Annotated in this window: 22 protein-coding genes and 1 pseudogene; 4 read left to right on the plus strand and 19 right to left on the minus strand. The window is 40.4% G+C overall.

What is annotated here, in order from left to right:
- Positions 1–20 precede the first annotated feature (20 nt).
- The 9 genes from HT691_RS00375 to parE form a co-directional block, all read right to left on the minus strand.
- On the minus strand, positions 21–1,043 hold the full coding sequence (locus HT691_RS00375; protein WP_023932847.1) for a branched-chain amino acid aminotransferase: 1,023 nt from the start codon (positions 1,041–1,043) through the stop codon (positions 21–23).
- Between the two features lie 134 nt (positions 1,044–1,177).
- Entirely contained in the window at positions 1,178–3,649 is a 2,472-nt protein-coding gene (parC, locus tag HT691_RS00380; protein ID WP_023932845.1) for a DNA topoisomerase IV subunit A, read from the minus strand.
- A 257-nt stretch (positions 3,650–3,906) separates the two neighbouring features.
- Positions 3,907–5,076, minus strand: a complete 1,170-nt coding sequence (locus tag HT691_RS00385; protein WP_023936678.1) for a hypothetical protein — start codon at positions 5,074–5,076, stop codon at positions 3,907–3,909.
- 50 nt (positions 5,077–5,126) lie between these two features.
- On the minus strand, positions 5,127–5,954 hold the full coding sequence (locus tag HT691_RS00390; protein ID WP_023932843.1) for an aminoglycoside 6-adenylyltransferase: 828 nt from the start codon (positions 5,952–5,954) through the stop codon (positions 5,127–5,129).
- Positions 5,955–6,018: 64 nt separating this feature from the next.
- Entirely contained in the window at positions 6,019–6,621 is a 603-nt protein-coding gene (locus HT691_RS00395; protein WP_054392733.1) for a Fic family protein, read from the minus strand.
- A gap of 12 nt (positions 6,622–6,633) precedes the next feature.
- On the minus strand, positions 6,634–6,975 hold the full coding sequence (locus HT691_RS00400) for a hypothetical protein (protein WP_023932841.1): 342 nt from the start codon (positions 6,973–6,975) through the stop codon (positions 6,634–6,636).
- 149 nt (positions 6,976–7,124) lie between these two features.
- On the minus strand, positions 7,125–8,246 hold the full coding sequence (locus tag HT691_RS11165) for a restriction endonuclease subunit S (RefSeq protein WP_138706123.1): 1,122 nt from the start codon (positions 8,244–8,246) through the stop codon (positions 7,125–7,127).
- 17 nt (positions 8,247–8,263) lie between these two features.
- A complete protein-coding gene (locus HT691_RS00410; RefSeq protein ID WP_042758490.1) occupies positions 8,264–10,291 on the minus strand; it encodes an N-6 DNA methylase in 2,028 nt (675 codons plus the stop codon).
- A 14-nt stretch (positions 10,292–10,305) separates the two neighbouring features.
- Positions 10,306–12,249 (minus strand): DNA topoisomerase IV subunit B, encoded by a 1,944-nt coding sequence (gene parE / locus HT691_RS00415; protein WP_023932833.1) that lies wholly within the window; start codon positions 12,247–12,249, stop codon positions 10,306–10,308.
- Between the two features lie 135 nt (positions 12,250–12,384).
- On the opposite strand from parE, the gene plsY reads away from it, so the two are divergent.
- Positions 12,385–13,026, plus strand: coding sequence for a glycerol-3-phosphate 1-O-acyltransferase PlsY (plsY, locus tag HT691_RS00420; protein WP_023932831.1), 642 nt, complete (start codon positions 12,385–12,387; stop codon positions 13,024–13,026).
- Between the two features lie 37 nt (positions 13,027–13,063).
- On the opposite strand, the gene HT691_RS00425 is transcribed toward plsY, so the two are convergent.
- The 9 genes from HT691_RS00425 to HT691_RS00465 form a co-directional block, all read right to left on the minus strand.
- The gene (locus tag HT691_RS00425; protein WP_172925218.1) at positions 13,064–14,020 is read right to left on the minus strand and encodes an ABC transporter permease; all 957 of its coding nucleotides are present in this window, start codon (positions 14,018–14,020) and stop codon (positions 13,064–13,066) included.
- 2 nt (positions 14,021–14,022) lie between these two features.
- Positions 14,023–15,081 (minus strand): ABC transporter permease, encoded by a 1,059-nt coding sequence (locus tag HT691_RS00430; protein WP_023932827.1) that lies wholly within the window; start codon positions 15,079–15,081, stop codon positions 14,023–14,025.
- Complete coding sequence (locus HT691_RS00435) at positions 15,074–16,609, minus strand: ABC transporter ATP-binding protein (protein ID WP_054392736.1); 1,536 nt, start codon at positions 16,607–16,609, stop codon at positions 15,074–15,076. Before HT691_RS00435 ends, HT691_RS00430 begins: the two co-directional genes overlap by 8 nt.
- Before the next feature lie 143 nt (positions 16,610–16,752).
- A complete protein-coding gene (locus HT691_RS00440; RefSeq protein ID WP_023932825.1) occupies positions 16,753–17,808 on the minus strand; it encodes a BMP family protein in 1,056 nt (351 codons plus the stop codon).
- An 89-nt stretch (positions 17,809–17,897) separates the two neighbouring features.
- Positions 17,898–18,287, minus strand: coding sequence for a cytidine deaminase (locus HT691_RS00445; RefSeq protein WP_000246089.1), 390 nt, complete (start codon positions 18,285–18,287; stop codon positions 17,898–17,900).
- Positions 18,274–18,936, minus strand: a complete 663-nt coding sequence (gene deoC / locus HT691_RS00450) for a deoxyribose-phosphate aldolase (RefSeq protein ID WP_023932823.1) — start codon at positions 18,934–18,936, stop codon at positions 18,274–18,276. The genes HT691_RS00445 and deoC overlap by 14 nt, the downstream gene beginning before the upstream one ends.
- A gap of 19 nt (positions 18,937–18,955) precedes the next feature.
- A complete protein-coding gene (locus tag HT691_RS00455; protein ID WP_172925219.1) occupies positions 18,956–20,233 on the minus strand; it encodes a pyrimidine-nucleoside phosphorylase in 1,278 nt (425 codons plus the stop codon).
- The gene (locus tag HT691_RS00460) at positions 20,230–20,820 is read right to left on the minus strand and encodes a class I SAM-dependent methyltransferase (RefSeq protein WP_138706125.1); all 591 of its coding nucleotides are present in this window, start codon (positions 20,818–20,820) and stop codon (positions 20,230–20,232) included. The genes HT691_RS00455 and HT691_RS00460 overlap by 4 nt, the downstream gene beginning before the upstream one ends.
- 208 nt (positions 20,821–21,028) lie before the next feature.
- Positions 21,029–21,433 (minus strand): hypothetical protein, encoded by a 405-nt coding sequence (locus HT691_RS00465; protein ID WP_023932819.1) that lies wholly within the window; start codon positions 21,431–21,433, stop codon positions 21,029–21,031.
- A gap of 199 nt (positions 21,434–21,632) precedes the next feature.
- On the opposite strand from HT691_RS00465, the gene coaA reads away from it, so the two are divergent.
- The 3 genes and pseudogenes from coaA (at position 21,633) to HT691_RS00480 (ending at position 23,421) form a co-directional block, all read left to right on the plus strand.
- Positions 21,633–22,553, plus strand: coding sequence for a type I pantothenate kinase (gene coaA, locus HT691_RS00470; protein ID WP_000180513.1), 921 nt, complete (start codon positions 21,633–21,635; stop codon positions 22,551–22,553).
- Between the two features lie 67 nt (positions 22,554–22,620).
- Positions 22,621–22,857, plus strand: coding sequence for a 30S ribosomal protein S20 (rpsT, locus tag HT691_RS00475; RefSeq protein WP_001274000.1), 237 nt, complete (start codon positions 22,621–22,623; stop codon positions 22,855–22,857).
- Positions 22,858–22,909: 52 nt separating this feature from the next.
- Positions 22,910–23,421: pseudogene (locus HT691_RS00480) on the plus strand (DNA topology modulation protein).
- A gap of 94 nt (positions 23,422–23,515) precedes the next feature.
- On the opposite strand, the gene deoD reads toward HT691_RS00480, so the two are convergent.
- On the minus strand, positions 23,516–24,226 hold the full coding sequence (deoD, locus tag HT691_RS00485; protein ID WP_000022090.1) for a purine-nucleoside phosphorylase: 711 nt from the start codon (positions 24,224–24,226) through the stop codon (positions 23,516–23,518).
- Positions 24,227–24,971 lie beyond the last annotated feature (745 nt).

A 24,971-nucleotide genomic window follows, 5' to 3' on the forward strand; every position in this document is an offset into this window, starting at 1 on the left:
AAATATCCTTTAATATATTTTTAATCTACTTTTACAATCCAACCTTCTGGCGCTGGAATATCACCAAACTGAATACCAGTCAATTCATCATAGAGTTTACGAGTCACAGGGCCAACTTCTGTTTCACTATAGAAAACATGGAAATCATTACCGTGTTGAATACCTCCAATTGGAGAAATAACCGCTGCTGTACCACAGGCACCAGCCTCTACAAAACAATCCAGGTTATCAATTGGGACATCTCCTTCAATAGGAGTTAAGCCCAAGCGGTGTTCTGCCAAATAAAGCAAGGAATACTTGGTAATAGATGGCAAGATAGATGGACTCAATGGTGTTACAAATTCATTATCAGCTGTAATTCCAAAGAAGTTAGCTGATCCGACTTCTTCAATCTTTGTATGAGTTGATGGGTCCAGATAGATAACATCTGAGAAATGACGTGACTTGGCCATTTTTCCTGGTAAGAGACTTGCAGCATAGTTTCCACCAACCTTAGCCGCACCTGTACCATTTGGAGCTGCACGGTCGTATTCATCCTGAATCAAGAAGTTGGTTGGGACCAAACCACCCTTAAAGTAATTTCCAACTGGCATAGCAAAGATGGTGAAAATGTATTCTTCTGCCGGTTTTACCCCGATAATATCTCCGATACCAATCAAAAGAGGGCGAAGATAGAGGGTTCCACCTGTTCCATATGGAGGTACATATTCTTCATTCGCACGAACAACTGCTTTACAAGCTTCTACAAACATGTCTGTCGGAACTTGTGGCATCAAGAGACGGTCACATGTCCGTTGCAAGCGTTTAGCATTTTCATCAGGACGGAACAGTTGAATACTGCCATCCTTAGTACGATAAGCTTTCAAACCTTCAAATGCTTGTTGACCATAGTGAAGACTTGGAGAAGACTCTGAAATATGCAAAGTTGCATCCTCTGTAAGCTCTCCTTGATTCCATTGTCCATTTTTAAAATGAGCAATATAGCGATAAGGTAATTTCATATAGGAGAAACCAAGGTTTTCCCAATCAATCGTTACTGTCATATTCCACTCCTTATTCTAAAAACCTATTTCTTATATTCTACACTATTTTTCTAAAATAGCAAGTATATTTTGTAATTTTCAGAAAATTTCTTCAATAAAAAGAAACAGCTCTTAGAACTGATTCTTCATTTCACTTATTTATCTTCTGTAAATACTTCCTGAAGATAAGCATCAAAAACTTCTTCATCTGAAATCGTGTCAGAGATGAAGCTACCGTTACTTGTTCGTTCTGACAAGTTCAAGTCTTGTAATCGACTTTGATAGATTGTTCCTTTGTTAGATTGAACAAGCAGAGTTTGGCCATTCCTGTCCGCTTCTGTACTAAAGAGGTCACCAACGAAACCTTGCTCTGCAACCGCTCCTGCCAAGAAGACACGGTGCGGTTTGTTTTTCAACTCACGCAAGACTTGTAACCCTCGTTTGGCACGGCTGGTTGCCGGAATTTCGTCAATAGAAACACGTTTCAAGCTTCCACGCTGGGTCAAGAGGTAGAAGGACGAAGTATTACAGATAAAGCCAGATTGGAGGACATCATCTTCTTTCAAATTCATAGCCTTGACACCTGCAGCCTTGGCACCGACAACCGGAACCTCTTCGATATTGAAACGCAGGGCATAACCATTTTGACTAACCAAGACAACATCATCTAGTTTAATCGGAGCCACTGCTACAATCTGATCTGTATCGTCTTTGAGCTTAGCATACTTGACAGACTTAGATCTATAGGTCCGCCATGGAGTAAATTCTTTTCGCTCTACCCGTTTGATTTGACCAAGGCGAGTCGCTGCAAAGTAGGTTGTCGCATCGTCAAACTGATCCAGTACTTCCACATAAAGTATTTCTTCATTCGTTTCAAAGTTTGTGATGGTTTGGCTCAGATGCTCTCCGATGTCCTTCCAGCGAATATCTGCTAATTCATGGATTGGTCTGTAAATGACATTTCCAAGACTTGTGAACATCAAAAGATGCTGGGTTGTCTTGGCAGATTGAACAAAAATCAAACGGTCATCATCACGTTTGCCAATTTCTTCCAAGGTAGAAGCTGCAAAAGAACGTGGACTAGTACGCTTGATATAACCTGCCTTAGTCACGCTGACATAGGTATCTTCCTCGGCGATAAGACTAGCTGTATCAATCTCAATTGCTTTCGCAGTGTCTTCTAAAGAACTCAAACGAGGAGTTGCAAATTTCTTCTTGACCTCACGAAGTTCTTTCTTCATGAGATTGTACATGGTCCGTTCATCACCGATAATCGCCGCAAGCATAGCAATCTTTTCACGAAGTTCTGCTTCTTCTTCCTGCAAGACAACCACGTCTGTATTGGTCAAACGATAGAGCTGCAAGGTTACGATAGCCTCTGCTTGCTCCTCTGTGAAATCATAGCTGACCTTAAGGTTTTCCTTGGCGTCAGCCTTATTCTCAGAAGCACGGATAAGAGCAATGACTTCATCCAAAATCGAAATCACGCGAATCAAGCCTTCGACGATATGAAGACGTTTCTCAGCCTTTTCCTTGTCAAAGCGAGAACGCGCCAAAATCACTTCACGACGGTGGGCGATGTAGCTAGACAAGATTGGAACGATCCCAACCTGACGAGGAGTGAAATTGTCAATCGCCACCATGTTAAAGTTGTAGTTGATTTGCAGGTCTGTGTACTTAAAGAGATAGTTTAGAACGAGCTCCGTATTGGCGTCTTTTTTTAGCTCGATAGCGATACGAAGACCATCACGGTCAGACTCATCACGAACCTCAGCAATGCCTGCCACCTTGTTATTGACACGAACATCATCGATTTTCTTGACCAGATTGGCCTTGTTAATTTCATAAGGAATCTCAGTGATAACGATTTGTTCCTTACCACCTTTTAGCTTTTCAATCTCAGTCTTAGAACGAACAACCACGCGCCCTTTCCCAGTTTCGTAGGCCTTTTTAATTTCATCACGGCCTTGGATGATGGCTCCTGTAGGGAAATCTGGCCCAGGCAAGAATTCCATGAGCTTGTCCACCTTGGCAGTTGGGTGATCAATCATGTAGACTGTCGCATCAATAACCTCAGCCAAATTATGGGGAGGAATGTCTGTGGCATAACCAGCCGAAATCCCAGTCGAACCATTGACCAAGAGATTTGGAAAAGCTGCTGGCAAGACTGTCGGCTCTTTCTCGGTATCGTCAAAGTTCCAAGCAAAAGGAACTGTCTTTTTATCGATATCCTGAAGAAGGTAGCCTGCAATCTCTGACAAACGTGCTTCAGTATAACGCATCGCCGCAGGCGGATCACCGTCCATAGAACCGTTATTACCGTGCATTTCGACTAGAATCTCACGATTTTTCCAGTCCTGAGACATACGAACCATAGCATCATAGATAGAACTATCACCGTGCGGATGAAAATTCCCCATGATGTTCCCGACAGACTTGGCCGACTTGCGGTAGCTCTTGTCAAAGGTATTGCCATCCTTATTCATAGAATAAAGAATACGACGCTGAACCGGCTTCAAGCCATCACGAATGTCTGGCAAAGCCCGGTCTTGAATAATGTATTTGGAGTAGCGACCAAAGCGCTCTCCCATGATGTCCTCTAGGGATATGTTTTGAATGTTACTCATATAGGATACAGAGTCCTTAAAATACAAAGTGAAAATAGAAAATTCTTGAAGTAAGCAAGCTCACAAGAGAATTTATCTTTTTCACCTAGCATTTAGGGCGTGTTCAACTCCTTTCAAATTTTATATAAGTGGACTAGGTTATAACTAAAAAACGATTTATCTTTTTTACACACCGTTTAGTCCGTGTTCAGTTTTTACATGCAAGTTGAAAAGAATGATCTCACAGAAATAGACGTGTTTGGATAATAAAAAATAGATTATTCATATTCTTGTTTTAATGCATCCTTAACTTCTTCTTTTAACGAATCCAAAAAATACTTTTTAATTTTAATTACTTCATCTACAACAGAATTGTCTAAATAGAAAACTCTACCAGTCTGTTGTTCATGAAGTTTTTTTAATAAATCCTTTTTATTTGGCCAAATAAGTTTTCTTGCTGCTGGAATGAATGCTTTATGCCCAGTGAACGGTAAAGTGAAACTTTGACCTTTTTTAAATGACTTATTAATTATTGTTAAGGTAGCAAAGCCCATAACCTCTTCACCGAGCACAACAACAATGAATGGTCTAATATCATATTCATTTCCTTGATTGGAATAATAACAATACTCTTTAGAAATATTATATTTATATTTCTTACCTTCAATTTCTGTCGATTTAAATTTTAGAACTCGTAAATTATCAGGTTGCAAACCATGACTAAAAGTATTTAACTCAATCTTATTATCATCCTCTGAATAAATCAAATAGACTGTTGGATTATCTCCAAAATCACCTTCAAATTCAAAAGACTGAAACAAATAATAATTATATTTATAGTCATTTCTTGAAGTAATGGTCATTTTAGAAATCACAGGGGGAGTAATTACCAAATTGTCTATTTTCGATTTTTGAATATATGCTAGTTGAGTATCATGTTTAATATTATTTTTAAAACCAAATTCTTGCAATTGTTTTAAGAGTTCCTCTATTGAGGATACTATTTCAGAATTCGATTCTTTAATAACATTTGCTATAACAGCAATATCTGACTGAGAAAACTGAGACATTTTTCTAACTAAGTCAATAAATTTTTTATCTAGCTCATCCATCAAACTAATTGAAAAACTTTTATTGAAAGCCTGAGGATACTGATCCTCCAAAGCGTTTTTAAAATCATCATAAGTAGCAAACGTGCTTTTCAAGTGATATTCAATCATCAAAATTTCTTCAACAATATGATTTGTCTCCCAAAATCTTAAAACCTCTTCAAAATACGGATTATCTTTATGACGGTCTATCATATAATCTCGATAATCTTCGATAAGTTTTTTTAAACTCTTTTTATCAGCCTTCTCTTGCAAACCTAATGAATCATAAAATTGATCCCAAGAAAAATCCGCTATTTTACCAAACAAATATGAAGTAATTCCTAAATCTAAAAACATTATAATCCTCCGAAATGTTACTAAATGGCTTTATCCTTATCAATGGAATTCTAATCTACTACATTTAAGCATCTTCTTTCCTCAGCATACTCAATCATCTTCTCAGCTACTTCTTTATCGTAGACAAAGCCCAGCTTTTGAGCAAGTCTTTGAGCTTCTCTATGGAAAAGTTGCATCGTAGCAAACAAAGACTGAATGATTTTATCTAAACTTGAGAAATCAAGAAGATTTGAGAATTCATTCTCTTTCTCAGCAGGCAAATAGTGAAAGAGGTACTTGTAATTTTTACCGATGTCAACTGCTCCCCTATCACTTACTGCCTGCCAAGCTAAGACTTTTAAGAGTTCTTGTTGACAAATACCGTAGAGATAGTCCGTGGCATAGATGACTTGTTTGCGACAAATCCCTTTAACCACGTAGGCTGACACCCACCAAAATTCATTGCAGGAATTTTTAAAATCTGTCTCAGTAGCTGGATGTATCCAAAAACGTTCTAGATTTTGGGAATAGGGTTTAAATAAATATTCTGGGTCTTCCAAAACAGCGAATCCTGCCTCGCTATCCACCCACTCTTGAATGTGTTCTTTGGGGCAGAGAGTCAAATCAATACGATTACCATCTTCAAAGAGCATGAGGTAGAGACGACGATGGTCAAGAGCAACCTCTTGCTCAATAATGCATTTGCCAAACTGGTCTAGCCAAGAAAGGTCACTCGTCAGATTATCTAAATCGTCCACGACATAGATCACATCATAGTCTTGAAATTCATCTTTTGGGGCCTTTGGGTTTGTCCGTGAACCAGATATGGCGACAGCTTTGACTTGAAGCACTTTTGCGGTTTGAAAAATTAAATCAAGCATTTCGGGTTCAGTTCTCATGTTAATACCTTCTCGTTTTATAGATTACTAGGTGTCTGCTTCTTCTTACTGGATAGTTTTTATACTATAACTCCCCTGTCTGGTAAAGGCTATATCCTTCGTAGTAGTATGAAGCATCCACTCCCTTAAAGAAACTGGTCTGACTGAGGTCATCCGTCAAGTTATTGAGAAGTAAATACTTGAGTTCTCCAGTCGATACTGCACTACGCTTCATGGCATTGAGGTATTCATCCTTATCAATGGCGTTCCAATCTACCACCTTACCCAGCTTCTCACGAAGCATACAATCTAGCCAAATCCGCATTGCGCGTCCATTCCCCTCACGGAAAGGATGGGCAATATTCATATCCGCATACTTATCAACCACTTGATCAAAATTGTCATGAGGAAGTTTGTCAATATACTGTAAGGATTGCTCTAAAAAAATACGGGGAGCAAATTGAAAATTATCCTTTGCAATATTAACATCACGGATTTTTCCAGCGAAATCATAGATGCTGGAAAAGAGATAGTGGTGAATAGCTGACAGCCCTGCAAATGTCCCAACTTCCATCTCGAACAAGTCTCCTGTCTGAAAAAGCAGGGCAGCTTGTTTTTTTGTCAGTTTTTCTTCTGCATCTGCCAGCTGGGCTGAGTTGGTTATGCCTAGTTTATTTTCCAATGCCATATCTTCCCCTTATTAACGCCATTTTGTATAGAAAAGAGGGTATCCTTTAGCAATATGTTCTTTCAGTTCATCTGGCAACTCAAACTCTACAATGTCTGTAGTAACCCTTGGTAAGTAAGCAAAATCTCCGTTGAGTCCGCTACAATAGAAACCATTTTCCTTAGCCTCTTTGTCCAATGAAAATATCACTTTTGGAATAAAATACTCATAATCAGGCTCTCTATTAGAAATCATATTTCTTACATCCAAAATAGATGTTTTCGCATCCAACACATCAAGTACTTTCCCATACTCTGCATGACTTATTTTGAACAATCTAATCTTTGCCGCTCCTTTAGGTTTCTTATTCTCCATTTACTGGATCCTCCTTCTTACTTTTTTCAATGTAAACTGTTTGTAAGGTGTAAATAAATAGCTATTATCAAAACTCAACTTGTCCTTTTTAGGGAAAAACTGCCTAAAAATTAGGACAGCTACTCCCTAAAAAGGACAGATATACTGAACTATCTTGCTACTACTTCCTTAGTCGCAGCAATTTTTTTGTCAGCCCAGATGACTAAATCCTTGATAACTAATTTCTCCACTGCTCGAACAAAGTCAGACATAAATGTATAGTCGATTTGATTATTTTTGATAGGAAGCTTAACATCTGTCTCTTTTAATACTTTTTCATTAAAAGAGCTACTTCCCCAACTAAATGTAGAGAAACTCTTTCTTAATGAAGTAATTAAATAAAGAGCTTTATACCTATCCAATTCTACTTCTTTAGTGCGCAATACCTTAATTTTATCTCCTGTGAAATAGGGTTCTTTTTGATAAAACATCGTTGCCGTATCTTGACCAAAACTAATTGTGTTAGCAGGATTGAGAAATTCTTCACTCTCTGTAATATAACCTCGAATCCCATTGTTACTATCTCCACGAGCTACATAAGGAAACTTTCCTCCAAACTCAATCATATTTGCATTGAATTTCTTTTTACTACTGGATAAGTTAAAGACCTGAGAAAGTTGGAATACCTCCGACTCCTCTACTCTACTCTTAGTATCGGAAAGTTTTGCAAACTTGTCAAGTACTTTTTCATCATTTTTTGTAAGATGATAATCTCTGAGATTTGTTACAGTTAGATAAGCCTCGAGCGTCTCGATGCGTTCAGCCTCGAGCGCTTTGATGTAGTTTTCCATATATGAAAATGCCAATTTGTTATTGAGAGTTGGAAGTTTAACTAGGAGGTCATGAGATTTAGAAGAGCGTAGCTTATTTCCAAAATCAAATTTACCAACTAAAGATTTTTGAATTGAAGATGCTAAAAATAACATGGAGTGTTCACTATACTCTTCGTCATTCCAGTAGACACCCACATCATCTGATGCGCTAAATTCATAATTTCGATAAAAAACATTTCCAAAAATATCAATAGTCAGAGAATTTTTTGGAAAAATAGTCATCTTATTCCCAATATGTCTAACGACACCCGTATTAGTCACTCCTGCCATCACAAATGGTAAAAGGCCATCTATCTGATCTGCTTTCGTTAGACGGGAACCCTGAACAATATTACCAAATAAATCTCCTATCCGATACTCTCTCCACTCGCCCCCACTTGCTTCAAATTCCTCTTCCAATTTTTGAAGGCGAGGGCTTAGGCTTTTTTTGAGCTATCTTCCCCCTTGTTTTTCAGGAGTTGTTCCACTTCCCAAGCTAAGTAGTCAGTAACAGTCTTTTTAAAATCATCCAAGGTTGGTTTTGTATCAATGATCTGGTGCTGTTCGAAATTCCAATCATTACCCTTGTCAGTGATAAAGTCCTCAATAAAGATAGCATCTAAATCCCAAAGTTCTTTACTCACTTCCGCTCTCTTTCCAGCCTTATAAATTTTAATCACATCTTGGTAACGCTGGATAGGATTATCAACCTCTGAAATACCTCGCTTAGCACGTTTAAAACCGTCATTTCTAAAGTCAATAAATTTAACCGTCTGGTCGTAATCGTGTGCCTCATGAGCCTTAAAAATGTAGATAGAAGTCTGGACTCCTGCCATGGGAACAAAAAGGTCAACAGGCATTTTGATAGAAGCAAGTAGGGTATGCTTTTTCAAAATAGCTTTAGCTGTCTTTGTTGCCTTACCAGAACCAGCACTATCTTGAATGATAATGGCACCTAGGCCACCACGCTCCATCTTATCCAAACCATAGGCTATAAAAGGAAGACCATTTTCTTCATAAGAGAAAGGGGGATTCAGCAAGACACGATTAGCTTTAAAATCCGTAAACAGACTCTCAGGACGATTGAATGCAGAACCTTTTTCAATTCGACTAGATCCATCTCCACGAAGAATCATATTGGTTGTCGCTAAGGTATACATCTCTGCATTAAGTTCTATTCCTAGCAGGTTATCTTTCTTGAGCTTCGCAATCTCCTCGTTGGCTCGAGAAGTCCCCTTCCCAAAACTGATATTTGCATGATCTATCATCAACTCCATCGCTGAAATGAGGAAACCAGCTGAACCAGTCGCCAAATCCATAACCTTGCTCTCACTTGTTATCCCCAGAATTTGCGCCATCATTTTGGTAACATAAGGAGGGGTCAGAACAATACCAATTTCTTTTCCATCTCCCAAAGCATACTTTAGAAATTCGGAGTACATCTCCCCCATAATATCGATATGTCCACCCAAACCATCAATGGACTTGAAAATATTCTCATAGATAAAAGTGAAGATTTGCTTGGTAACAGAATTTTCCTTTTGAGGGAGAAGTTGTGCTACTTCTTTGTCATTGGTAATCAACTCGTCACGCTGGCTATCTTTGGAAATTTCTCCAAAAGAAGCCAACATGAGAGTTTTCTTATCTTCATTGATTTCACGTTCATCTAGGAAAGCCTTGATTTGATCAACAACTTTCTTACCATCACGCTTGGTTTCAGACTGCACACCTTTTAAATCGTCAGGTATTAAGCCCTCATCAACCTTTTTGCCCTTACAATCTACGATATCCTGCATAGATAATAGCATACCAGACACATAAAGCACCCGTTGAGGAGCTGTGATATTATGGTTGTGCATCAATTTATTGAGCTTTTTAGCATAGCCTTGCAAGGTCGCTTGACTATCAATCAGAATTTGGTGTTTTTCTTCTTCGCTCAAAACAGCATCTTTGTAGAATATCTCAAAGGTGGACTCATTTTCCAAAAAATCAAAAGTCGTTACCTTTGATAGCTCTTTATAGGCATTAGGAGCAGAACCAAAGACATAATAAACTTTGATAGTCACATTTTCTTCGTTATCACCTGCAACACCAACTGCGACGGCTTCATGATATTTACCACTATCAATAACTGCCCTCGCATAATGCAAAACCCCATTCACCGCAAAATCACTAATTGATTTATCATCAAACTTAATACCGTCCTTTGTTTGAGCAACTAGCTTAGATAATTTGAGTTTGTTTTCAATCAAGATAGGAACTTGTTTGTATTTTTCAATATGAAAATCTGGTTTTCCAAAATTAGTCTTAGTTTGCGTCTTAGCCGCTCCCTTAAGCGCCTCTTTGAGATAAGCACTCATAGCAGATTCTTCATTATAATCCTGCAATTTTTTCAAACCAAGATTTTCAAACTGCTTTTTCACATAGTCATTCACATCCGACTCTAATTTCCAGTTTACTAACATATTATTTTCTTTCATTAAAACACTGTCGCTTCTTCCAGCGTAAACTTGACATTATCCTCAATCCATTTACGGCGTGGTTCGACCTTGTCTCCCATGAGAACATTGACGCGACGTTCGGCGCGGGCTAGGTCTTCGATGGTGACACGGATGAGGGTACGAGTTTCTGGGTTCATGGTTGTTTCCCAGAGTTGGTCTGCATTCATCTCACCAAGACCTTTGTAGCGTTGGAGGGTAGCACCTTTACCGAACTGTTTGCGGAGTTCTTCTAGCTCTCCGTCCGTCCAAGCGTAGGCCACTTCTTCTTTCTTGCCTTTACCTTTTGACATCTTGTAAAGAGGCGGAAGGGCGATATAGACATGTCCTGCCTCGACTAGCGGACGCATGTAACGGTAGAAAAATGTCAAGAGCAAGGTCTGGATATGGGCACCGTCAGTATCCGCATCGGTCATGATAATGATCTTGTCATAGTTGGCATCTTCAAGGGAGAAGTCTGCTCCGACACCCGCACCGATGGTATAAATCATGGTATTGATCTCTTCATTTTTGAGGATATCTGCCATCTTGGCCTTGGCTGTATTGATAACCTTACCACGAAGAGGTAGAATAGCCTGGAACTTGCGGTCACGGCCTTGTTTGGCAGAACCTCCGGCAGAGTCCCCCTCGACTAGATAGAGTTCATTCTTAGCAGGATTCTTGGACTGGGCTGGGGTTAATTTACCAGACAGCAATCCCTTATCTTTCTTATTTTTCTTGCCATTTCGGCTCTCATCACGTGCCTTACGGGCCGCCTCACGGGCATCACGCGCCTTGATAGCCTTGCGAATGAGATTGGAAGCTAACTCCCCATTTTCCATGAGGAAGAAGGTCAACTTATCCGCCACAATACCATCCACAACGGGACGAGCAAGAGGGCTTCCTAGCTTGTCCTTGGTCTGACCCTCAAACTGCAAATGTTCTTCAGGGACTAGAATAGAGAGGACAGCCGCTAGCCCCTCACGATAGTCTGAACCTTCAAGGTTTTTATCTTTTTCCTTGAGAAGACCTGTCTTACGCGCATAGTCATTCATGACCTTAGTGATAGCAGATTTGAGTCCTGTCTCATGCGTTCCGCCGTCCTTGGTACGAACGTTATTGACAAAGGACAAGATGTTATCTGAAAATCCATCATTGTACTGAAGAGCTACTTCTACTTGAAAACCATTATCCTCACCTTCAAAGTAGAGGACAGGCGTCAAGGTTTCCTTGTCTTCGTTTAAATAAGAAACAAAGTCCTGTACCCCATTTTCATAGTGAAACTCAACAGACTCATCTGTTCGCTTGTCCGTCAAGGACAAGGTCACATTTTTCAAGAGAAAGGCTGACTCATTAAGACGCTCTGAGATGGTATTGTACTTGAAATCTGTCGTAGAGAAGATCGTCACGTCAGGCATAAACGTAACCTTGGTACCTGTTTTAGACTTGGGAGCTGTACCGATTTTCTTCAAGGTTGTGACAGGTTTTCCCCCATTTTCAAAACGTTGCTTATAGATTGCCCCGTCACGGGTAATTTCAACTTCCAGCCAACTTGAAAGAGCGTTAACAACGGAAGAACCCACCCCGTGGAGACCACCAGATGTCTTGTAGCCACCCTGACCGAATTTTCCTCCGGCATGAAGAATGGTAAAGATAACCTCAACTGTTGGAATCCCCATCGCGTGCATACCTGTCGGCATCCCACGACCATGGTCTTGTACAGTCAAACTCCCATCTTTATTGATGGTCACATCAATACGGTCACCAAATCCAGACAAGGCCTCATCGACTGCATTGTCGACGATCTCCCAGACTAGGTGATGGAGACCTGCCCCATCAGTTGATCCGATATACATCCCTGGACGTTTTCGAACCGCATCCAACCCTTCTAGCACCTGTATGGCATCATCATTATAATTGTTAATATTGATTTCCTTTTTTGACACAAGGAACCTCCTATTCGTTCATCTTTACTATTCTACAGGTTTTCCCAGGATTTTGCAAAATTTTTCTTTCTCCGGTGTGACAATTTCAGAAGAGATTCTCTGCCTTTCTTCTCCATTTCATGATATAATAGGAGTATGATTACAATAGTTTTATTAATCCTAGCTTATCTGCTGGGTTCGATTCCGTCTGGTCTCTGGATTGGACAAGTATTCTTTCAAATCAATCTACGCGAGCACGGTTCTGGTAACACTGGAACGACCAATACCTTCCGCATTTTAGGTAAGAAAGCTGGTATGGCGACCTTTGTCATTGACTTTTTCAAAGGAACACTAGCAACGCTTCTGCCTATTATCTTTCATCTGCAAGGCGTCTCGCCTCTCATCTTTGGACTTTTGGCTGTTATTGGCCATACCTTCCCTATCTTTGCAGGATTTAAGGGTGGTAAGGCTGTCGCAACCAGTGCTGGAGTGATTTTCGGATTTGCGCCTGTCTTCTGTCTCTACCTAGCAGTTGTTTTCTTTGGAACCCTCTATCTTGGTAGTATGATTTCACTATCTAGTGTCACTGCATCTATCGCGGCTGTTATCGGGGTTCTGCTCTTTCCACTTTTTGGTTTTATCCTGAGCAATTATGACCCTCTCCTCATCGCTATTATCCTAGCTCTTGCTAGTTTGATTATCATTCGTCATAAGGACAATATCACACGCATCAAAAATAAAACTGAAAATTTGGTCCCTTGGGGATTAAACCTAACCCATCAAGATCCTAAAAAATAAAACGCCAGTTTGAACAGAACTGACGTTTTTTGTATGCTTATTTTGATTTGATATAGTTGATACCATCTGCTTTTGGTGCAACTGCTTTTCCAAAGAAGGCTGCCAAGACAAGAATTGTCAAAACATAAGGTGCGATTTGAAGATAAACCGCAGGCACACCTTGTAGGAAAGGTAATTGAGAACCGATAACAGCCAAACTTTGTGAAAGTCCAAAGAAAAGACTAGAAAGCATGGCTCCGATTGGATTCCATTTCCCAAAAATCATCGCAGCAAGAGCGATAAATCCAGGTCCAACAATAGTTGTCACTGAAAAGTTAACTGAGATTGATTGAGCATAAATCGCTCCGCCAATTCCACCTAGGAAACCTGAAATAATAACTCCAAAATATCTCATCTTGTAGACATTGATTCCCAAGGTATCCGCTGCTTGAGGATGTTCACCGACAGAGCGGAGACGAAGACCAAATCGAGTCTTGAAGAGGATAAACCAAGCAAGGAATGAGAAGACAATGGCCAGATAACCAAGAAGACTAGTTGACTTGAAGAAGATATCACCAATCACTGGGATATTTGCCAAGACTGGGAAATCAAAGCGTCCAAAAGTCTGACTTAGGTTGTCGGTTTGTCCTTTGTTATAAAGAACTTTCACCAAGAAAACAGCCAAGGCAGGCGCCATCAAGTTCAATACCGTACCGCTGACAACATGGTCTGCACGGAAATGAACCGTCGCTGCTGCGTGGATGATAGAGAAAAGGCCTCCAACCAATCCTGCAACTAGCAAAGATAGCCATGGAGTTGCTGCTCCAAATTGTTCTGCAAATTCAAGGTTAAAGACAACTCCAGAAAAGGCACCCATAACCATAATTCCTTCAAGGCCGACGTTTACCACACCACCACGTTCAGAGAAAACACCGCCAATACTTGTAAAGATGAGGGGTGCTGAGTAAATCAGCATAGAAGACACCAAGAGGGTGAGCAAGGTTGTAATAGACATCTTTACTTACCTCCTTTAACTTGTTTTTTTGGTTTGACAAAGCGTTCGATAAGGTAATGAACACTGACAAAGAAGATAATAGACGCTGTTACAATGCTGACAAGCTCAGATGGTACCTGTGCCGCATTCATACCAGGAGCTCCAACTTGGAGAACACCAAATAGAAAGGCTGCAAAGAGAATACCAATTGGTGAGTTGGCCGCAAGCAGACTAACCGCCATCCCGTTAAATCCAACAGCCAATGACGCCCCCTGAACATAGACATTCTGGAAGGTTCCAAGTCCTTCAACAGCTCCACCAAGACCAGCCAAGGCACCTGAAATAATCATTGAGAGGATAATCGTTCTTTTTGCAGAAATACCAGCATATTCTGAAGCATGTGGATTAAGACCAACCGCACGAATTTCAAAACCAAGGGTTGTTTTCTTGAGCATAAACCAAATGACTGCAACGGCAATGAGAGCAAAGAAAATACCAATATTCATCCGTGAGTTACCAGTCAATTCAGATAACCAAGGTGTCTGATAGGTTGCATTAGCCCCGACACGAATGGTCGAATCTGTACTTTGCATGAATTCTTTAGGAAAGGCATGGATAAAGGCATTCCCTACATACAAGACAATGTAGTTCATCATGATGGTGACGATAACCTCTGACGTCCCTAGATAAGCTCTCAGAATACCCGGAATCGCTCCGACAAGCCCACCAGCAATCAAGGCAATCACGATGGTTGCTAGAATCATCAAGGGACGGGGCATATCTGGATGCGACAGGGCAAACCAACCACTTAAAATCCAACCTGCCAAAGCCTGACCAGGAAGCCCAACGTTAAAGAAACCTGCACGACTGGCAACAGCAAATCCAAGACCAATCAAGACCAAAGGCCCCATTGCACGGAAGATTTCTCCAATCCCACGCAGGCTACCAAAGGCTGTATAGAACAATTCTTCGTAGCCCCAAATAGCATCATAGCCGAAGATCCACATGACAATGGCTCCAAGTAAAATTCCAAGGAAGACAGAGATCAAGGGAACCGAAATTTGTTGTAATTTTTTAGACATCACTCTTCTCCTTTCCCAAGTTTCCACCAGCCATCAAGACACCAAGTTCTTGTTTATTGGTTGTTTCTGGTGACACAATACCTTGAATCTTACCATCATGAATAACGGCAATACGGTCTGAGACGTTTAAAATCTCATCCAATTCAAAGCTGACAACTAGAACAGCCTTACCATTATCACGCTCTTCAATCAAGCGCTTGTGGATATATTCAATGGCACCGACATCCAACCCACGAGTTGGCTGGCTGACGATAAGGAGATCAGGATCACGATCAATTTCACGAGCAATAATTGCTTTTTGTTGATTTCCTCCTGAAAGTGCAGCTGCAGGAACAAATTCACTGGCAGCACGAACATCAAATTCTTCCATTAGCTTTTTAGCATAAGAAGTAATATTTGAATAGTTCAAAATTCCATTTTTACTATGTGGTTCTTTGTAGTAGGTTTGAAGGGCAATATTTTCAGAAATCATCATTTCCAAAATCAAGCCATCACGGTGACGGTCTTCTGGAACATGCCCAACACTCAACTCTGTAATTTGTCGTGAGTGCAAGCCTACAGTTGAATTTCCTTTTAGCTCGATGCTCCCAGATTCAACCTTGCGAAGACCTGTGATGGCTTGAATCAGTTCAGACTGACCATTTCCATCAATCCCCGCAATCCCAACAATCTCTCCAGCACGAACATCCAAGGATAGATTTTTCACAGCCGGGACACCGCGGTTTTCATTAACCACCAAGTCTTTAATAGACAAGACCACTTCTTTTGGTTGAGATGCTTGTTTCTCTGTTTTAAAGGAAACAGAACGTCCTACCATCATTTCCGCCAAATCAGCATTAGTAGCCCCTGCAATTTTGACGGTTTCAATTGATTTCCCACGACGGATAACTGTAACGCGGTCAGAAACTGCGCGAATCTCGTCCAACTTGTGGGTAATCAAGATAATTGATTTTCCTTCTTTGACAAGATTTTTCATAATAGCCATCAATTCATCAATTTCTGATGGAGTCAAAACAGCCGTTGGTTCGTCAAAAATAAGAATATCAGCTCCCCGATAAAGGGTTTTTAAAATTTCTACACGTTGTTGGGCTCCAACTGAGATGTCTGCCACCTTGGCAGAAGGGTCCACAGCTAAGCCATAACGTTCAGAAAGAGCCTTGATTTCTTTGCTAGCTCCAGCAATATCTAGTACACCATTTTTAGTCAATTCACTTCCTAAAATGATGTTTTCAGCCACCGTGAAAGCTTCTACCAACATAAAGTGCTGGTGAACCATTCCGATTCCCAAGCTAGCCGCTTTAGATGGTGAATCGAGATTGACAACTTGACCGTTGACCACAATTTCACCACTAGTTGGTTCAAGAAGCCCTGCTAACATGTTCATGAGCGTGGACTTACCAGCCCCATTTTCTCCTAAAAGTGCATGAATTTCACCTTTTCGTAGGTGCAGGTTGATGTTGTCGTTGGCAACAAATTCACCAAACACCTTGGTAATATCACGCATCTCAATGACATTTTCGTGTGCCATGTGCTCTTCCTTTCAGAGTCTTATTTTATTTCAATAAAACTTGCTATTTTATCTAGTAGCAAGCTTTACTGAGACAAAATGACTTTGTCTCAACTCTTAAAAAAGCGGCCGAGGGCCGCTTCCTAAGAAATGACTTCCATCCATTATTTTGCAGGAACTTTTACGCTTCCATCAAGGATTTTAGCTTTAGCATCTTCGACAGCTTTTTTACCTTCTTCTGAAAGGTTTGTTACTGCCAAGTCAACCCCTTTATCTTTCAATGAGTAAACGATCACTTGACCGCCAGGGAATTCACCTTTTTCTGCCTTGTTAGAAATATCTTTTACAGTTGTACCAACTTGTTTCAAAGTAGATACAAGAACAAAGTTTGATTCTTTACCATCTTTAGAAGTGTATTTACCTTCTGCTTCTTGGTCACGGTCAACACCGATAACCCAAACTTTTTCATTTTCAGGACGACTTTCGTTAAGTGATTTTGCTTCTGCAAAGACACCTGCACCTGTACCACCAGCTACTTGGTAAACAACGTCTGCACCAGCTGCGTATTGTGCTGCTGCAATTGTTTTACCTTTGGCATTATCACCAAATGAACCAGCATAGTCAACTTGTACTTTGATAGATGAATCTACTGAGGCAACACCTGCCTTGAAACCAGCTTCAAAACGAGAGATAACTTCTGACTCAATGCCACCTACAAAACCAACTTGTTTTGTCTTAGTTGTTTTAGCTGCTGCAACACCTGCAAGGTAAGCAGATTCATTATCAGCAAATGTTACGCTCACAACATTATTCTTTTGGTCTTTAATCACATCATCAATCAAGACATAGTTCAAGTCAGAGTGCTCTTTTGCTGCTTCTTCAACTGCATTGTGAAGGGCAAAACCAACACCAAAGATTAGGTTATAGCTTCCAGCCGCTTGTTGCAAGTTGTTAGCGTAGTCAGCTTCACTTGTTGATTGGAAGTAAGTGAAACCGTTATCTTTTGAAAGATTGTGTTCTTTACCCCAAGCCTGCAAACCTTCCCAAGCTGATTGGTTGAATGATTTGTCATCAACACCACCAGTATCAGTGACGATTGCTGCTTTTGTCTTCACATCAGAAGATGAATCTGCCTTACGAGAAGAGCGGTTACCACATGCAGCAAGTCCAACTGCTGCCACTGCTACTAGGCCAAGACCTAGCCATTGTTTCTTGTTCATTACTGAACCTCCTAAATAAGATGTGCAACGATGTTGCAAGTATGGATTGGTTGGCCGCAAGGACCGTGCCACTCAGAGAGCGACTCAGACTAATTTAAGTCTGTAAAAGAGTATGGAAGTAATTCCCCGACCGTCATCTCGACCGTCGATTTATCTTTTGCGACTAAGGTCACTTTTAGATCTTGTTCAAAAAATTCGACCATTACTTGGCGACAAGCACCACATGGTGAAATCGGTTTTTCAGTTTGACCATAAACAATCAGCTCTGAAAATTCTCTTTGCCCTTCAGATACAGCCTTAAAAATGGCTGTTCTCTCACCGCAATTGGTCAAAGGATAGCTAGCATTTTCGATATTCACTCCCGTGTAAACACTTCCGTCTTTGGCTACTAAAACTGCTCCGATAGGAAAGTGAGAATAGGGGACATAGGCATGTTTGCTGGTTTCAATTGCCAGTTCAATCAACTCAGTAGTCGCCATCTGCCAATTCTCCTTTTAGAATGGCTACCCCAGCTGACGTTCCGATACGGGTCGCCCCTGCTTCTACAAAGGCTAGAGCATCTGCATAAGAACGAGCTCCACCAGCAGCCTTGACACCCATCTCAGTTCCAACTGTTTCACGCATTAGTTGAACATCTGCTATCGTAGCACCACCAGTTGAAAAGCCAGTAGATGTTTTGACAAAGTCAGCTCCAGCTTTTTGGGCTAATTGGCAAGCCACAACTTTTTCTTGGTCTGTCAGAAGGCACGCTTCAATAATGACTTTCACTAACTTGTCACCACTTACTTCCACGACTGCGCGAATATCTGACTCTACCAAGGCTAAATTGCCTGATTTGAGAGTCCCAACATTGATCACCATATCAATCTCATCTGCACCATTTTGGATAGCTTCTTTTGTCTCAAAAGCTTTCACAGTTGAAGTTGTTGCCCCCAAAGGGAAACCTACTACTGTGCAGACCTTGACATCTGTGCCTTCAAGCCCTTTTTTGGCATGTTCAACCCAGGTCGGATTAACGCAAACACTGGCAAAATCATACTCCCTAGCCTCAGACAACAAACAATCAATTTGATTTTCTGTTGCATCTTGTTTTAAAAGCGTATGATCGATATATTTATTTAATTTCATATTCGGATTCTCCTGCTGTTTATGAGATAATTTCTATAATTTCTCGTAAACTTTGCACCCTATCATTTATTTTAACATATTTTTGAAAATCTGTAACTAGCTGAGGAGAAATTTTTCCATTTGTGTATACTTTTGCAACAATTTCTCCCTTTTGAACAGAATCTCCAACCTTCTTTTCAAAAACAATTCCTGTTTCATAGTCCAAGGCATCAGACTTGACTGCACGGCCTGCCCCCAGTCTCATGGCATAAAGCCCAAATTCCATTGCTGGAAGAGCTGAAATGACACCCGTTTCCTGAGCAGGGATTTCCACCACATGGGACACATTTACAGGACGATAGAGGTCTTCTAAGTCTCCACCTTGGGCTTGGACCATTTCCTCAAACTTAGCCAGCGCTTGGCCATTTTCAAGATGTTGGCGAACTTCTTCAACTGTTTTATTTACATTTGCCAGACCAAGCATAATTTGAGCCAATTCACAAATAAAGTGGGTAATATCCTGACGTCCTTGACCTTGTAGAATCTCCAATGCTTCAAGGATTTCCAGACGATTTCCAATCGCACGCCCTAAAGGCTGGCTCATATCCGTAATCACCGCTACTGTCTTCCGGCCAACAGCCTTACCAAGTTCCACCATGGTTTGAGCCAACTCACGCGCCTCATCAACCGTCTTCATGAAGGCGCCCTCACCGACAGTTACGTCTAGCAAAATAGCATCCGCTCCTGCCGCGATTTTCTTGCTCATCACCGAACTCGCAATCAAAGGAATCGTGTCGACAGTTGCGGTCACATCACGGAGGGCGTAGAGAAGTTTATCTGCTTTAACCAGCTGGTCTGATTGCCCAATGACAGATACACCAATATCCTGAACCTGACGAATGAAATCTTCTTGACTGCGCTCGACTTGATAGCCCTTAATGGATTCCAATTTATCAATTGTCCCACCAGTATGGCCGAGACCACGACCACTCATTTTTGCTACAGGCACACCGAAGCTAGCAACAAGAGGAGCTAAAATCAAGGTTACCTTATCGCCGACACCACCAGTAGAATGCTTGTCAACCTTAACCCCATCAATAGCGGATAAATCAAACTCTTGACCAGTCTTGACCATCTTCATAGTCAAATCTGAGATTTCTCGTGTCGTCATTCCTTTGAAATAGACAGCCATAGCAAAGGCAGACATTTGATAATCAGGGACAGTTCCTGACACATAGCCTTCTACCAGCCATTCAATTTCACTTGAAGTCAATTCTTGACCGTCTCGTTTTTTTTGGATTAAATCAACTGCTCTCATTCTTTCACACTTCTAAGGATATAGTATCCCTTATCTTTTTTAAGGATTTCACAATTGCCAAACACATCTTCCATCTTAGACTTGGCACTTGGAGCCCCTTGCTTTTTCTGGATGACGATTGTTAAATCTCCACCAGTTTCCAAGAAATCTTTACTTTTCTCGATGATTTCATGAACGACTTTTTTTCCAGCACGAATAGGGGGATTGGAAATGATATGGTCAAATTGACCTTCAACTTGTTCATAAATGTTGGACTGGAAAATCGTCGCTTCTACTTTATTTCGTTCAGCATTTTGTCGCGCCAAATCCAAGGCACGATTATTGATATCGACCGTGGTCGCCTGAACGCCGTAAACCTTGACTAAGGACAAACCCAAAGGTCCATAACCACAGCCAACATCAAGGACTGTCTCTCCTTGGTTGACCTCCAGACACTTGAGCAAGAGTTGACTTCCAAAGTCAATCATTTTCTTGCTAAAAACACCCGCATCCGTTAAAAAGGTCATTTTTTCTCCCAACAACTCCACTCTCAACTCATGAATGTCGTGAGCAGCGTCAGGATTTTCTGCATAGTACATTTTATTCATAACCCTATTCTATCATATTTTGGATCGAATTGTAAATCGTTTACATATCCAGAATAAAACAAAAAGATTGAAGGAAGGTGCGTTACAATAGCTCCCCTTCAATCTCTTTCAACTTTTATAAGCAACTTGTATTTCATCTAGGACTACAGCTATCATTGTCATGATAAAACAACAAATTTATTGTCTATAATCAAGCGCATTTTTATTACTATTGCTTAACCTTCAGATACTTAATTATCAACAAAATTCCCAACAAAATATTTAGATAAAAGCCCAATTGATACGTTTGTGTCAGGATTTCCAAACTTGTCCAAAGTCGTATCAAATCTTCTAGTGACATGCGGAAGAAATAACCCTCTGTCGCAATCCATAGAACTAAAAAGAAATAACTACCAGCAGCAAGCCATTTCGTCCACCGTTTTTTTAGGAAGAAAGCAATCAAAAGCGAACAGATAAAGACAGCTGTTACAATGGCATGTTCCATCAAAAAAGTAAAACCGTAATAGATTTCCACAAAGCGTCTACCATTATCCGCATTGACTCCTTTTATAAAAGGTAAGGCAAAACTTAAAATAAAACAGAGTTCCAATAGGTAACGTTTCAAGATTTTCATAGTACACCTCCTATAAGTTATAAACCCCAAAGCCCCCTTTATAGCTGATAAGTCAGTAGAAAGCAGCTCCTCCTTCATCAATAAATTGTTCATCCTCTATCTACTTATATTATATACTATTGACTTACCACATTCAAGAAACCGCTTTATTTTTTTAACTTTTTATGGTATGATAGACAAAATATCTAGGGGAAAACAAATGACCAACGAATTTTTACATTTTGAAAAAATCAGTCGCCAGACTTGGCAATCTTTACATCGAAAGACCACACCTCCTTTGACAGAAGAGGAATTAGAATCCATCAAGAGTTTTAATGACCAGATTAGCTTGCAGGATGTTACCGATGTCTATCTCCCCCTAGCCCATCTCATCCAGATTTACAAGCGTACCAAGGATGATTTGGCCTTTTCAAAAGGGATTTTCCTTCAACGTGAAAGCAAATCCCAGCCTTTTATCATTGGGGTTTCTGGGAGTGTTGCCGTTGGAAAATCCACAACCAGTCGCCTACTTCAAATCCTACTGTCCCGTACACTTACAGATGCTACGGTTGAGTTGGTAACAACTGACGGCTTTCTCTATCCCAACCAGACCTTGATTGAACAAGGGATTTTAAATCGTAAGGGATTTCCTGAAAGCTATGATATGGAAGCTCTTCTCAACTTCTTGGACTGCATCAAAAATGGACAAGATGTGGATATTCCTGTCTATTCTCATGAAGTCTACGACATCGTACCTGAGGAAAAGCAAAGTGTCAAAGCTGCTGATTTTGTGATTGTTGAAGGAATCAATGTCTTTCAAAATCCACAAAACGAACGTCTCTATATCACTGACTTCTTCGACTTTTCCATCTATGTTGATGCTGGAGTGGATGATATTGAGAGTTGGTATCTGGACCGTTTCTTGAAAATGCTGAGCCTAGCCCAAAACGACCCTGATAGCTACTATTATCGTTTTACTCAGATGCCGATTGGGGAAGTGGAGTCCTTTGCCCATCAGGTCTGGACCAGTATCAATCTCACAAATCTACAAAATTATATTGAACCAACCAGAAATCGTGCGGAAGTGATTCTTCATAAAAGCAAGAACCATGAAATCGATGAAATTTACTTAAAAAAGTAATTTTCCCTTGTCAAAACGTAAGTTTTCAGATATAATGGTATAGTTAGTAAATATGGAGGTAAGAACATTGGCAAACATTAAATCAGCTATCAAACGCGCTGAATTGAACGTTAAACAAAACGAAAAGAACTCAGCTCAAAAATCAGCTATGCGTACTGCTATCAAAGCTTTCGAAGCAAACCCATCTGAAGAACTTTTCCGTGCTGCTAGCTCAGCTATCGATAAAGCAGAAACTAAAGGTTTGATTCACAAAAACAAAGCAAGCCGCGATAAAGCTCGTCTTTCAGCTAAACTTGCTAAATAAGAAACAGTCCATAGAGGCTGTTTTTTTGTCTCCAAATAGGAAAAGGTAGAAAATGAAAATTGCAATTATCGGATATTCTGGTGCTGGTAAGTCAACGCTAGCTGAAAAGTTATCTCTCTACTACTCCATCCCAAAACTTCATATGGACACACTCCAATTTCAACCTGGTTGGCAAGACAGTGACCGTGATTGGATGTTAACCGAGATGAAAAATTTTCTCACCAAGCATGAAGCTTGGGTCATCGATGGTAATTATTCTTGGTGTTATTACGAAGAAAGAATGCAGGAAGCTAACCAGATCATCTTTTTAAACTTCTCTGCTTGGAATTGTTTGCTAAGAGCCTTTAAGCGCTATTTAAAATACAGAGGAAAAGTGAGAGAAAGCATGGCTAAGGGATGCCCCGAGCAATTCAACTGGGAATTTATTCGTTGGATCTCTGGGATGGTCGAACAAAAAATGCTAAGGATAGATACCAATATTTAAACAATACTTACCCAGAAAAGATGCGTATTCTCCATTCTCAAGCAGAGATTGATTGTTTTTTGCAATCTCTTAAAAAATAGACGGTAGAGCAACATTTCATTAAGGTCACAGTATGGACTGAATGACTAAAAAAGGAAGATTTTCATCCAGAAAGTCTTCCTTTTGTGTTCTCTTTTATTCAGCAATCAAGGTTTCTAATCCAACCTTCATCATATCGGTGAAGGTATTTTGACGTTCTTCTGCAGTCGTGTCCTCATCTGGATTAACCAAGCTATCAGAGATTGTCATAATAGCTAGCGCGTCAACATGGTGTTGGGCTGCCAGATAGTAAAGTGCTGCTGCTTCCATTTCCACAGCCTTGACTCCCCATTTACCAAGCTCGATGTTCTTTTCAAAGTAGTTTGAATAAAAGACATCAGATGACAAAACGTTCCCAACGTGGGTTGTCATACCGAGATTTTTGGCAATATGATAAGCCTTATCTAGCAAATCAAAGCTAGCGATTTGTGGGAAATCGTACTGTGGCCAGTCATTGCGGATGATGTTAGAGTTGGTTGCAGCTGCCTGCGCCAAAACCAATTCACGTACGTGGACATCTGCATTCAAAGATCCTGCAGTTCCCACACGAATCAATTTTTTCACTCCGTAGTCAACAATTAACTCACGCGCATAAATCGAAATAGATGGCATTCCCATCCCAGTTCCCATAACAGATACACGGTGACCCTTGTAAGTACCAGTGTAACCAAACATGTTACGCACTTCGTTAAAACAAACAGCATCTTCAAGGAAATTCTCCGCAATAAATTTCGCACGAAGAGGATCCCCTGGAAGAAGAATTTTATCAGCAATTTCACCCTGCTGAGCAGCAATATGGATAGACATAATATAAGATACCAAACCCGTCAAAAAGCAAAGGGAAAATAGGAGTTGGGCGCAGTGAGCGATGCTCGCTAGACCAACTATCTTTTTCCCACTGCTTTTAGGGTGGGGTCAATTCCTTTCTTAATTTTGATGATATTGAGAAGATTAGAACGGCTTCAATTCAAACCCGAACTCCCCTTCTCTTCTGAGTTTTTAGAAAAGTTTTCCGCTCGTGTTCAAATCAAAACACACGCTCTACCTTTCTTTATTTTATATTGAGAAAGATACCAAACCCGTCAAAAAGCAAAGGGAAAATAGGAGTTGAGTGCAGTGAGCGATGCTCGCTAGACCAACTATCTTTTTCCCACTGCTTTTAGGGTGGGGTCAATTCCTTTCTTTCTTAACTTTGATGATATTGAGAAGATTAGACCGGATTCAATTCAAACCCGAACTCCCCTTCTCTTCTGAGTTTTTAGAAAAGTTTTCCGCTCGTGTTCAAATCAAAACACATGCTCTACCTTTCTTTTTTATATTTTATATTGAGAAAGATACCAAACTCGTTAAAAAGCCAAAGGGAAAATAGGAGTGGGGCGCAGTGAGCGATGCTCGCTAGACCAACTATCTTTTCCCACTGCTTTTATGATGGGTTCAATTCCTTTCTTAATTTTGATAATATTGAGAAGAGTAGATCGGATTCAATTCAAACCCGAACTCCCCTTCCTTTCTAAGTTTTTCCGCTCATGTTCAAATTAGAACACGCACTCTA

It is taken from the genome of Streptococcus sp. 477, assembly GCF_013277295.1.
GTDB lineage: Bacteria > Bacillota > Bacilli > Lactobacillales > Streptococcaceae > Streptococcus > Streptococcus pseudopneumoniae.